We start from the raw sequence: 10,468 nt of genomic DNA, 5'->3' as shown, positions 1-10,468 counted from the left end.
ATCACGTTCCGTCCTGCAGCGCCGATACCTTTCCATCTTCGACGACGCCATACCGCGGCGCGCCGGCGCGGATAGCATCGGCGACGTAGCTGGGCGCCAGGTGGCCATAGTGCTTTTCGACCATCCGGGTGTCGCTGTGCCCGAGGTTCTTGGCCACCACCATCAGCGGAACGCCGTTCATAACTGCGTGGCTCGCCCAGGTGTGGCGCAGTCCGTGAAATCCTATCGGCGGATCGATCTTCGCCCGCGCGCAAGCCTCTCGCATGGGATCCTTCTGATGGTCCTTTTTCCACGGTTCCCCGTTCTCCTTGAGGAACAGGAAAGCGGTGCCGGCCCGGCCGGCAGTGATTGAGCGGAAGAACGCGACGCCGTCCTCCGTCAGGTGGATGTGCCGCGATTTGCTCGACTTGGATTTCCGGATCGATACCGTGCCCGAGTTGTGGCTGAAGTCGACGACCTTTAGCTGCGCCAGCTCGCCATAGCGCGCGCCGGTCTCCACGGCACCACGGGCCAGCCGGCGGAAGGCTTGGTCTGAAACGTTAAGCAGCCGGGTCACCTCCGCGAGCTCGAGATATTGGGCCCGGGCGGCATCAACGCCCTTGAACGGCTCCACGGCCCGCCAGGCGGCATCTGATGGCACCTTCTCCTCCCGCCATGCCTTGTTCAGCGCGGCCTTGAGGACGGTCAGGATGCGATTTGCGGTCGATCTGCGGCGCCGCTGGTGCTCCTCCGGATCGGTGACCTCTTTGAACCGCTGCTCGGTTCCCTTCTTCACCCGAATCCGCGCGCCGGCCTTGGCAAGCCCGTGGTGCCAAGTCTCGATTCGGTCCTTTGTCAGATCCTTCACCTCGATCTCGCCGAGCTCGGGCAGGATGAACGCATCGGCGGCGTAGCGGCTGAACTTCGCCGATTTTCGCTTGGCCTCCAGGAACCCGATATAGTCCTCTACGGCGGCCTTGACGGTGAGGGGGCCGGCGTTGCCCGCCGCCTTGTTGGCACGCTCCACCATGAGCTCGCGAGCCTTCGCCTGGGCCTGGGAGAAGCTCAGGATCTTGACGCCGTCGGCGTCTGATAGGTCGTCGGCCGGCCCGATGGTCTCGACCTCGTACTTTTGATCGCCGACGTAGCTCCGCACCACCCAGTTGCCCGCGCCGGCCTTGAGCCGCCGGTAGCCGAGGTGAACACCTTCCTCCATCACCCGGTAATAGGGCTTCCCGCGCGCCTCCAGGCGCCGTCGGGCTTCTCTCTTCTCCAGGTTCGCATCGCGCACTGTCCGGGCCATCGCTTCACCTTGAAACGGTTGAAAAAGCGTCGTGTCCAACAAGTGTCCAATATCCATGGCTGGACGTCAATGGACTGGCATGGCTCCATGTGCTAGTTTTCGTTGGATTAATTCGCGTATTTGGATTGAGGTGGACCGCTATGGACTTATTCTCATCTCTTTCACGGTGGAGAGAGCGGTTCGATTCCGCTAGGGAGCGCCACCCGGTCCGGGTTAGAAGGGCCGCATGCGTGCCCCGCTTCTCATCCTCATCCCGCTATTGGCGACGTCCGCGACCGCGGCCGAGAGCCTGCGTCTTCCGTCTGCCGAGCCGTCCCAGGCGACCAGGACGCTGCCGCTGAAGGGGGCAGGCACCGCGGCGAAGGCGGGCTCCTGCGCCTCCTATGGCCGTGGCTTCTATCGGGTCGAGGCGACCGGCACCTGCGTGAAGATCGGCGGCTCGGTCAGCGTCGAGACCACGGTCAGGCGGTAACGCCCATGCCGCCGGATCTGATGCGGCCCGACCTCATCGTTCCCTTCGTGATGTATTGCGCGCTGCTGTGGTGGGTCGGGCGCGGCCTGAGCTGGACCGCCAAGCTCGCCACCGCCGTCGTGACGCTGGCGCTGATCGTCTGCGTGCTGCTGGTCGAGCGCGGCTGGCACGCGCCCTGACACAAAAACTGAGAAAACAACCCCATGCACAGTAGCCGTCAAGTGCGGCGGCGATGATTTTCGCCTGCGCCGAAGCGGCGATTCATCGTGGGCTCAGCGCAGCTTAAGCCGCGCCGGCGGCTCACGACATCGGCGGTGCGACAAACCGTGCGAATCCATCCCGTTTGCCGAGCTCGGCGAGCCAGCGCGTCAGGTGCGGCTGCGCCGGCCGGGTGATGCCTTCGACGCCGAGCCAGCGCCGCGCATAGGACCCGATCGCGATGTCGGCGAGGGTGAACTGGTCGCCATCGATGAAGCGGCGTGTGGCGAGCAGGCGATCGGCGATCGCCCAGACCTCGGCGGCGGCATCGGCATCGCGCTGCACCTGGATCATGTCGCGCTCGGCGGGCGCGGTGCGCACGATGCCCCAGAACACCGGGCGGTCGACCGGCTGCACCGCCGACAGCGTCCAGTCGAGCCAGCGGTCGACGCTGGTGCGCAGCTTCGGCGCTTCCGGATAGATCGGCGTGCCGCGCCCATGCGCCAGACAAAGATAGCGCATGATGGAGTTCGACTCCCACAGCACGAAGTCGCCCTCGACCAGCGTCGGGATTCGCGCATTGGGGTTCATCGCGAGATAGTCGGCCTCGCGGGTCTTGCCGTATTGCATGCCGGCGTCGATGCGCTCGTAGGCAAGGCCGAGCTCGGTCAGGCACCACAGCACCTTCTGCACGTTGACCGAATTGGCGCGGCCCCAGATCGTCAGCTTGTGGTCCGGCATGAAACTCCACCCGCGGCATTCTTCGCTTCGTAGCCCGGATGGAGCGAAGCGCAATCCGGGGCCGCTGTAACTTGTTTCGAGATCCCGGATTACGCGTCGCTCCATCCGGGCTACGGGCCATCTCGTAGCGGAATTTTGCAGCTCCAGCGATGCGCGATTGCGCCGAGCCCCTCATGCAAAAAGCTCCGCCCGAGGCGGAGCTTTCGTTGCAACCGAGCCTGCCGTCAGTGGCCGAAGAACAGCCACAACAGAATGATCACCGGGATCGGCACGCCCAGCAGCCACAGCAAAATTCCGCGTCCCATCGCGTTCTCCTCCAATCGCTTTGTCTGGAGGTGAACGCCGGGGGCGGGGGCTTGTTCCTACTGCGCAGGCTTACCAATGGCCGGTGTTCGGCATCGAGGCCCAGGGCTCCTGCGGCGGCTTCGGATCGCCCTTCTGCAACAGCTCGATCGAGTGCAAATCCGGCGAGCGGACGAAGGCCATGTTGCCGTCGCGCGGCGGACGGTTGATGGTGACGCCGGCCTTCTGCAGCTGCGCGCAAGTGGCGTAGATGTCGTCGACCTCATAGGCGAGATGGCCGAAGAAGCGGTCCTCGCCATACTTCTCCTCGTCCCAATTGTAGGTGAGCTCGACCAGCGGCGCTCCGCGGCTCGACGGCTGCTTCTTCAGCGCCTCGAGATCGTCCGCCGAGCACAGGAACACGAGCGTGAACCGCCCCTTGTCGTTCTCGATCCGCCGCACCTCCTTCAGCCCCAGCGCATCCTGGTAAAACTTCATCGCGACATCGAGATTGCGCACGCGCAGCATGGTGTGGAGGTAACGCATGGTTGTTGCTCCCTGATGCGGAGGTGTTTTGGTTTGGGCCGGGACGGCGGGGGTAGGAGATAGCAGGAAAGTGGGAGGAGGGGCAGGGGGCGGGGGCAAATGTGCGTGAAGGGGCGGGGCGGATGGTGCAATAAGCTAGCTAAACGTGGACGAGCGTGCTGCGGCGTAAGCCGCGACGCGGATGAGTTTAATGCACTGGACTGCACCCCTGAAGTGAGACACGATAATTACAGTGACAGCATGAGTGAGTTGAGTGCACTGGACTGCACCGTCACCGCAATTCTGGGTTTTTCGGTCAAGCGGGCGGCCATATCACCGTTTTGATCGCTAGTAGCTCGGGTCTGATTAAGAAGGGGCTGGCGGCGAATATCTGTCCATGTCCGTTCATCTCCTGATTGAGGAGAGTTTTAAGGCGTTTCACAACGATCTTACCGCGTCGATACCGGGTTGGGTTGGCGTCGTAGTCCGCAGCAGCCGTCATAGCGATTTGTCCGTGGTTGGGATTTCCCTGACCTTGCTGGCGGCGTTTGAATGCTTCTTCGGTACGCAGATTAATCATGGCCTCGATGGATCGCTCACGGGTTTCGTTGGTTGCGATGTCCAGCAACTCTTGAGCGCGCTCAACGCTGAGGAATGGATTGACAGCGGAGATGTGACCGGCCATGAGAAAATAGCTCTCAATGTCGCTCTCAGAAGTGAGCATCGGGTGGATGTGGGCATCCACCAGTCGTTCCGTAAACCGTTCCGCAAACTCGTTACTCATGTAATCGCGGTCGCGGTGGATAACGAGCTTCACGTGAGGCGCCTTATCTGTGAGGAATTGGCCCAGCACGATCGCGGCGTCCGCCTTACTACTACCGGCATACGACGCGACTTCAGTGTCATCGGGTACAAACCCATTGCTCCAAAGAATAGCTTTCAACGCATCCTTGTCAGTGTCTTCGGTCGCAACGACGCACCGTGTTTCGCCGTCAGCAAAGTAGTCGACTGAGTCCAGCGCCCCCAGGTCGAGCAGAACTTCCGTGGTATTGATGTCCGGTTGATCAACAATGGCGCCCTTACTTAGCCAAATGATGCGGCTCATGTCTTTGAGGCAATCGAGGACATGGCGGGAATGAGTGCTGATGATCGCTTGGAAGTCACGTTCACTGGCGAGGCGCGACACCAATTCACAAAGTGTCCGTTGATTGTCTGGGTGTAAGTGGGAGTCGGGTTCATCAAGGATGAGCACGCGCGGTCGGAAGAGGAAGATATAGGCGCCGATCTGGGAGGCCTGTAGAATGGATGTGCCCGCCGCGTCGATAGGAAAGCGCGTCCATTGAGGCCGGAAGAACACCTCAATGTTCTCGTCCGTGTTCTCGTCGAAGTCGATTTCGATCGATATGCCCGGAAAGATCGAACGCATGTAATCGACAAAGCCGTTCCACGCAGGGCCGTCCTGGCGAAGCATGCGGAGCACGTTTCGAAGGGTGAGGTTAGCATCGCCTCTGGCGACGAAGCGCCGCACGACACCCGGCGACATGAACTTTTCTTCTTTTGGGACGCCGGCCAGCCCTGGTGCATAAACGGTGAATGGCGACGTGAGGGACATCAACTGTTCGCCCAACAATCGACCGGTAATCGAAATAGCGATGTTCCTGTTGCGCCCGCGCCGAAGGCCGACGACGGCCCTGCTGCCGTCGTCACCTCGAAATTCGATCTCGATCTGGCTCGGTCGTGGTTCCTGGAGTTCGCCGCCTGTTGCAAGGGAATGAACGTCGGCGACTGGTGAGTACAAGAGTTGTGACGGGTTATACGAAAGCTCGAACGTGTCCTGTCTCCAGGCGACGCCTTCACCCACAAGCCGGGCGGTCTGAGCGATCGACACGCCAAAGTGGATCGCCTGAAGGACGCTGCTTTTGCCGGAGTTATTTGCTCCAATCAGAAGCGTAACGTCGTCCAATGGAATTTCCGCGGATTGGATAAGCTTGAATCGCCGGACAACGACTGAGGCAAGGCGCGTCACTGAATAGACCTTTTGCGTAAGCCGAATTGCGGGCGTAATGCACCCAAAGGGTGCAGAAAAGGCGGGGTTCCCGAATAAAGAGACTGAGTTTCAAAAAAAGCAAGCCTGCAGAATTTCTGAAAGAGATTTTTCCGCTCAGTGTACGGGTTACTGAGGCCTCAAAACGGTTCAAGACCGCATAGGATCGATCCCCTCCTTCTACTTCTCCTCCGCCGCCGCTGCTGTCGCCGGGCCTTCGCCCATGATCAGCAGCACGGCGTCCTCGTCCTTGGCGCCGTCCCAATGCACCTGTTTGCCGGTGTGGGTGACGAAGCTGCCCGGCGGCATCGGCACGGTGCCGTTTTCGGGATCGAATTTCGCACCCGAGCCGACCCACCAAGTGCCTTGCAGCACCACGATGTAGCGGTCGTTCGGGTGGAAGTGGGGGCGGCTGAAATGATTGCCCTTGGTCCACTTGTTGTAGACCATGTAGAAGCCGGGCTTGTTGGGATCGCCGACGACCACGGCCGTCTGCGCGCCGCGCGCGTCGACCGGGCCCCAGGGGATCTGGTCCGGCAATTTATACGTGACGGCGGCGGGGTTGAGCTCGGCGGCGGAGCCGACGCTGAGCGTGGCGGCGAAGGCGAGTGGCAACAGCAGAAGGCGCAGGGCGCGGCTCGAGGCGCGGCGTGTCGTCATGAGGACCTCCCTTGATCGGCGCCGATTGGGTTGACGCCTTGTGGTTGCAGGGGATGCTAGCCCGTCCTGTCGCCAAGGCAAGCAGAGGTAGGCGCAGGGCGTGCATGCGTGATCGTCTGCGATCGCCTCCAAGATGTCCTGCGGGCGGTTGCGCTGGCTGACCTGATGAACCCCGGCGGAGGTGGCAGCGACCAAACGCCATGGCCGCATTCCTTGCAGAACTGCTGTTCGACATCGCCGCAAGCCTCGTTCGCAACTGGCTGGGACGGGCTGTGGTGGCCGTCTGTACGTGGCTCGAGCCGAAAATTCACGGCCGCACTGCACGCTTCATCGTCGGAGGCCTTCTTGGGCTCGCAGCCTATTTCCTCATTCCTGTTGTCATTGGGCTGCTGGGTCTTTGATGCCTTCCGTGAAGACGAACCTCATCATCGCATTGGCGATCGGCGCGCTGATCTCGGCGGTGCTCCTCGCCCTGGAGCCGCTCACCGACTACGCGTTTCTTTCGCTGGAATGGCCTGGCGTCAGCGCGGCGTATCTGTTCTGGGGAGCGGTCGGAAGCTCTCCCTTCGCAGGCATCGCCATTTCCTGGCTCGTGAATGCGCTCTGCTACGGTTTCGGTGCTTTCGTCATTCTCAGCGTTCTCAAGCTGCTGACTGCGCCGAAGACCTGAGGAGCGCGGCGACGGAGGGCGCCATGAAGAGCTGGCTTGAAAGGCTCGGAAGGATTGCGAGGGTTGCGGCGCTGTGCGGCACCGTCGCCTGGCTCATGCTCTTGACGATCTCACCCGGGCAGCCCGATGCCGCCCATCCCGAACGCTACGCGCACCGGCACGACGTCAGGTATGTCGGCGGCGAGACGGGATCGGCCTTGCGGATCCTGCTCGGCGTGAATTTTACGCTGGTCCTGGTGGCGCTCGGATGCCACTTCGCGACCAGGGATTAGCGCTGTGATCCGTCCTTGCTGCGCCGTGCCTCCTCGGCCTCGTCCACGAGCTTCAACGCTGCGCCGTTGTAGCTCAGCTTCAGCCCACGGCCGACGATCCAGATCCATCCCTCGCGGGCGTCCTTGGTCGGCTGGGTGTTGTACTGGTCGGAGATCGACTTGACGGCGGCGTCCTGGGAGCCCGGATTGTTCAACTCCGCCTTGACGCGCCAGATCGGATGCCTGGCGTCGGCATCGTCGCTGTCGATCGTGAGCCTGGCGCTGTCGGCTGCGCATTCGAGGGTGTAGGAGTCGCGAAGCTGGCGGCAGCGGTAGCGGCGTTGCGTGATGACCTTGTCGGTTTCCTCGGATGTCATGCCGGGCGAAAAGCCGAGGATGTCGGACTTCTTCACGAGCGCGAGCGAGGCAGGCTTCAAGAAGCCCGGCTGGATCGCCACGAGGGCGGCCACCGCAACAACGATCAAGCCGGCGATAACAATGGCAATCTTCATCAGGCCCTCACGAGAAACATCCGACCATACAACAGCCGGAGCATCCCGCCAGTCAGGCTAGATGTGATCGTCGTGGGAGATGCGCGGCGACAGCGCGTCCAATCGACGCTGGCGCCGCTATTGGCTACGCCGCAATCCGCTGCTCGACCGGCGTCGTCAGATATTTGAGCGCGCGCGCATGCTCGAGATCGGGAACCGCGATCGCGGTGTGGCTGTAGATCGCGTGGGTGCGCGATGTCGCGATCCTGTCCAGGATCTCCTTGCCCTTGATGACGTGGAGGCCCATGCCTTCCTCGGTCGGGAAGATCGCCAGCACCACGTCGTAAGCCGCGATGACGGCTCTCAGCGCCTCGGCCTTGTCTTCGGCGACGTCGACGAAAATACGCACATCAGCCGCGAGTTCACGCAGCTCGTCAAAATCCAGCACTGTGGGGGTACTCCAACGCAACGGTTACTGATCCGAAGCTTGGAGGCGTTGGGTTACTGAAGTATCAACAACGCGGTCTCAGTCACAAGTTTCACGATGAGGTGACTCGAGAAGCGGGACTGAGACGCGCGAAACGATCGGAACTGGGGATAACGGGCACATGGCCGAGGACAGGACCATCCGGGCAGGGCAGTGCCATTGCGGCGCGGTGCGCTTCGAGGCGACGCTGAGCGACGGCTTCAATTCGATCCGCCGCTGCACCTGCTCCTACTGCCGGATGCGCGGCGCCGTCGTCGTCATGGCGGAGATGGGCGGGATCAGGTTCCTTCGGGGCGAGGACGCGCTGACGAGCTACCGCTTCCACACCGGAACGGCGCAGCACTTCTTCTGCTCCCGCTGCGGCATCTACACCCATCATCAGCGTCGCTCCGACACGACGCTCTATGCCGTCAACGTGGCGTGCCTCGACGGCGTCAGCCCGTTCGACTTCCCCGAGGTGCCGGTCATGGACGGCGTCAACCACACCAACGACACCGGCCAGCCGACACGTCGCGCCGGCACGCTGCGCTTCATTCCGGCGGAGTGAGGATCGATAGGCTCATCGCATCTGATGTTTTGGGACGGCTTGAGCGCGCGCCTCGTCCTTCGAGACGACCGCTTCGCGGTCTCCTCAGGATGAGGCTAAGCGATATCGGTGCCCGTTGAAACTGCTGCCGCGTACTCCGTCCTCATCCTGACGAGCCCGCCTAAGGCGGGCGTCTCGAAGGATGGGCCGAAGGGAAATCGCTCTTGCGTGCGAGGGCGTCTAGAGCGCCTCGCGCCAGCGCATCGGCAGTGCGCCGTCCTCCCTGAAGCTGCCGAGGAAGCCGAAGCGCTTTGCTTGCGGATTGCGACCGGCCTCGACCGTCGTGCCCAGGATCTGCACGATGTCTGTCTCGTCATAGGCCGGCCAGGGCGGCAGGCCGGGCCCGTTGGGATTGCCCGATGTCGCGAAGTTGACCCAATAGCTCATCATCACCTGCGACAGCGCGCGGTCGGCCTCATCAGGCGGCGTGGTGCTGCCGACGATCTGCTGCGGCGTCAGCGTGCCGAACACGAAGGGGATCTCGGTGACGTGCGAGGCGATCGGCGTGTAGGGCGAGGTGTAGTTGAAGTGATAGCCGTAGGTCGGCGCGCCGCTGCCGGCGCGATGCAGCCGCAGCCACTGCCAGCATTGCTCGCCGATCACCATGTCGCCGGTCAGTGCGGCGGCTGATGTTTTGGCCTCGGCGTCGGTGTCAGCCGGATAATGGCTTAGAAACTCGGCGAGGCGACGCGTGCTGAACATCGCCTCGGCCGCGGCGCGAAAGGCTTGCGCCGATTGCGCGGGCAGGGATTGCGACATGAAGGGGTATTCCTCCGCGCCGTTCCAGCCGGCGAGCAGGGGAATGTGCATCTGCTTGCCGCGCAGGACGCGCCGCGCGGGCACATCATGCACCACGTGCCGATCGATGCTCGGCGAGAACGCCGCGGTGACGTGGTCGCGGTCAAAGCTCCAGGGCGCGGCGGCGTTCAGCTGCTCGGCCGGCATGCTGCGCAGGGCTGCGATCGACGCGTTGCCTTGCCGGCGTGCGAAGGCGATGCCGCGTGCCCGGGCTTCCTCGAAGCTTTGCAATGGCCCGTGCCGTCCGTCCCAGAACGCGCCGCTCTGGCCGATCGCCTTGTGAAACAGTCCATGGGCGAGCGGCGAGGCCATCAGGATGCCGACGGCCATGGCGCCGGCGGATTCACCGAACAGGGTGACGTTGTCAGGGTCGCCGCCGAAGGCCGCGATGTTGGCCTGCACCCAGCGCAGCGCCGCGAGTTGATCCTGCAGGCCGTAATTGCCCGATGGCGCTTCCGCATCGAGATCGGGATGGGCGAGAAAGCCTGAGATGCCGAGGCGATAGTTGAAGCTGACGACGACGACGCCCTTGGCCGCCAGCAGGCGGCCGTCGGTTGAGGGATTGGCGGAGGAGCCGAACTGGAATCCGCCGCCGTGAATCCACACCATCACGGGCCGCTTCTCGTCCGCGGCCTTCGCGGCGGTCCAGACATTTAAATAGAGGCAGTCCTCGGCGCGCGGTCCCGGCCGGGGATCATCTTTGAGCGACGAGAGACTGCCGGCGCCGAAGACCAGCGCATCGCGCACGCCATGCCACGATGCCGGCGGCTGCGGCGCGCGCCAGCGGAGCGACCCCACCGGCGGCGCGGCATAGGGGATGCCCTTGAAGGCCAGCACGCCGTTCGCGTCGCGCGGCTGGCCACGTACCTGGCCGTCCCGGGTGCGCACGATGCGGCTGAGCGCGGCGGCTCCTGGGGTCATGAGGGCGTGCACGGGCGCATCTCCTTGATGTCTGGGAAAGAGATCTATCGGCTTTCGCAC

14 protein-coding genes are annotated in these 10,468 nt (G+C 63.0%); 6 read left to right on the top strand and 8 right to left on the bottom strand.

The features are described from left to right. Position 1: 1 nt before the first annotated feature. Positions 2 to 1,321 carry a site-specific integrase gene (locus tag VGR99_RS18430; protein ID WP_326900213.1) on the bottom strand — a complete coding sequence of 440 codons (1,320 nt, stop codon included), beginning with the start codon at positions 1,319 to 1,321 and terminating at the stop codon, positions 2 to 4. 187 nt (positions 1,322 to 1,508) lie between these two features. Here VGR99_RS18430 and VGR99_RS18425 point away from each other — a divergent pair, with 187 nt between their 5' ends. Together VGR99_RS18425 and VGR99_RS18420 are read left to right on the top strand one after the other, a co-directional pair. Continuing rightward, positions 1,509 to 1,754: a hypothetical protein gene (locus VGR99_RS18425; protein WP_326900212.1), complete on the top strand. Its 246-nt coding sequence runs from the start codon at positions 1,509 to 1,511 to the stop codon at positions 1,752 to 1,754. Positions 1,755 to 1,759: 5 nt separating this feature from the next. After that, complete coding sequence (locus VGR99_RS18420; protein WP_326900210.1) at positions 1,760 to 1,933, top strand: hypothetical protein; 174 nt, start codon at positions 1,760 to 1,762, stop codon at positions 1,931 to 1,933. Between the two features lie 121 nt (positions 1,934 to 2,054). Here the strand turns inward: VGR99_RS18420 and VGR99_RS18415 are convergent, their stop codons facing one another. The 4 genes from VGR99_RS18415 to VGR99_RS18400 form a co-directional block, all read right to left on the bottom strand. Continuing rightward, positions 2,055 to 2,693, bottom strand: a complete 639-nt coding sequence (locus VGR99_RS18415; RefSeq protein ID WP_326900209.1) for a glutathione S-transferase — start codon at positions 2,691 to 2,693, stop codon at positions 2,055 to 2,057. Positions 2,694 to 3,068: 375 nt separating this feature from the next. Continuing rightward, the gene (locus VGR99_RS18410) at positions 3,069 to 3,521 is read right to left on the bottom strand and encodes a VOC family protein (protein ID WP_326900208.1); all 453 of its coding nucleotides are present in this window, start codon (positions 3,519 to 3,521) and stop codon (positions 3,069 to 3,071) included. Positions 3,522 to 3,816: 295 nt separating this feature from the next. After that, entirely contained in the window at positions 3,817 to 5,526 is a 1,710-nt protein-coding gene (locus VGR99_RS18405) for an AAA family ATPase (RefSeq protein WP_326900207.1), read from the bottom strand. A gap of 198 nt (positions 5,527 to 5,724) precedes the next feature. Then, positions 5,725 to 6,204 (bottom strand): cupin domain-containing protein, encoded by a 480-nt coding sequence (locus VGR99_RS18400; RefSeq protein WP_326900205.1) that lies wholly within the window; start codon positions 6,202 to 6,204, stop codon positions 5,725 to 5,727. A 200-nt stretch (positions 6,205 to 6,404) separates the two neighbouring features. Between VGR99_RS18400 and VGR99_RS18395 the strand changes: the two genes are divergently transcribed. Genes VGR99_RS18395 through VGR99_RS18385 form a run of 3 tightly spaced genes read left to right on the top strand, consistent with a single transcriptional unit; the run spans position 6,405 to position 7,146 of the window. Then, on the top strand, positions 6,405 to 6,605 hold the full coding sequence (locus VGR99_RS18395) for a hypothetical protein (RefSeq protein WP_326900204.1): 201 nt from the start codon (positions 6,405 to 6,407) through the stop codon (positions 6,603 to 6,605). Beyond that, positions 6,605 to 6,874 (top strand): hypothetical protein, encoded by a 270-nt coding sequence (locus VGR99_RS18390; RefSeq protein WP_326900202.1) that lies wholly within the window; start codon positions 6,605 to 6,607, stop codon positions 6,872 to 6,874. Before VGR99_RS18395 ends, VGR99_RS18390 begins: the two co-directional genes overlap by 1 nt. Before the next feature lie 23 nt (positions 6,875 to 6,897). Further along, positions 6,898 to 7,146, top strand: coding sequence for a hypothetical protein (locus VGR99_RS18385; protein ID WP_326900201.1), 249 nt, complete (start codon positions 6,898 to 6,900; stop codon positions 7,144 to 7,146). Here VGR99_RS18385 and VGR99_RS18380 read toward each other — a convergent pair. Next, a complete protein-coding gene (locus VGR99_RS18380) occupies positions 7,143 to 7,637 on the bottom strand; it encodes a hypothetical protein (RefSeq protein WP_326900199.1) in 495 nt (164 codons plus the stop codon). The two genes, VGR99_RS18385 and VGR99_RS18380, sit on opposite strands and share 4 nt — an antisense overlap. Before the next feature lie 124 nt (positions 7,638 to 7,761). After that, positions 7,762 to 8,064 (bottom strand): hypothetical protein, encoded by a 303-nt coding sequence (locus VGR99_RS18375; protein WP_326900197.1) that lies wholly within the window; start codon positions 8,062 to 8,064, stop codon positions 7,762 to 7,764. 160 nt (positions 8,065 to 8,224) lie between these two features. Between VGR99_RS18375 and VGR99_RS18370 the strand changes: the two genes are divergently transcribed. Beyond that, positions 8,225 to 8,650 (top strand): GFA family protein, encoded by a 426-nt coding sequence (locus VGR99_RS18370; RefSeq protein WP_326900196.1) that lies wholly within the window; start codon positions 8,225 to 8,227, stop codon positions 8,648 to 8,650. A 219-nt stretch (positions 8,651 to 8,869) separates the two neighbouring features. Here the strand turns inward: VGR99_RS18370 and VGR99_RS18365 are convergent, their stop codons facing one another. Then, positions 8,870 to 10,420, bottom strand: coding sequence for a carboxylesterase/lipase family protein (locus VGR99_RS18365; protein ID WP_326900195.1), 1,551 nt, complete (start codon positions 10,418 to 10,420; stop codon positions 8,870 to 8,872). Positions 10,421 to 10,468 lie beyond the last annotated feature (48 nt).

The sequence above is a fragment of the Bradyrhizobium sp. genome (assembly GCF_035935975.1).
Classification (GTDB): domain Bacteria; phylum Pseudomonadota; class Alphaproteobacteria; order Rhizobiales; family Xanthobacteraceae; genus Bradyrhizobium.
This window is presented reverse-complemented; position numbering and strand designations above follow the sequence as displayed.

Coding starts and splice junctions, on each gene's coding strand:
- VGR99_RS18385 (WP_326900201.1), top strand. CDS start 6,898: ATGAAGAGCTGGCTTGAAAGGCTCGGAAGGATTGCGAGGGTTGCGGCG.
- VGR99_RS18390 (WP_326900202.1), top strand. CDS start 6,605: ATGCCTTCCGTGAAGACGAACCTCATCATCGCATTGGCGATCGGCGCG.
- VGR99_RS18400 (WP_326900205.1), bottom strand. CDS start 6,204: ATGACGACACGCCGCGCCTCGAGCCGCGCCCTGCGCCTTCTGCTGTTG.
- VGR99_RS18370 (WP_326900196.1), top strand. CDS start 8,225: ATGGCCGAGGACAGGACCATCCGGGCAGGGCAGTGCCATTGCGGCGCG.
- VGR99_RS18395 (WP_326900204.1), top strand. CDS start 6,405: ATGGCCGCATTCCTTGCAGAACTGCTGTTCGACATCGCCGCAAGCCTC.
- VGR99_RS18380 (WP_326900199.1), bottom strand. CDS start 7,637: ATGAAGATTGCCATTGTTATCGCCGGCTTGATCGTTGTTGCGGTGGCC.
- VGR99_RS18415 (WP_326900209.1), bottom strand. CDS start 2,693: ATGCCGGACCACAAGCTGACGATCTGGGGCCGCGCCAATTCGGTCAAC.
- VGR99_RS18420 (WP_326900210.1), top strand. CDS start 1,760: ATGCCGCCGGATCTGATGCGGCCCGACCTCATCGTTCCCTTCGTGATG.
- VGR99_RS18410 (WP_326900208.1), bottom strand. CDS start 3,521: ATGCGTTACCTCCACACCATGCTGCGCGTGCGCAATCTCGATGTCGCG.
- VGR99_RS18425 (WP_326900212.1), top strand. CDS start 1,509: ATGCGTGCCCCGCTTCTCATCCTCATCCCGCTATTGGCGACGTCCGCG.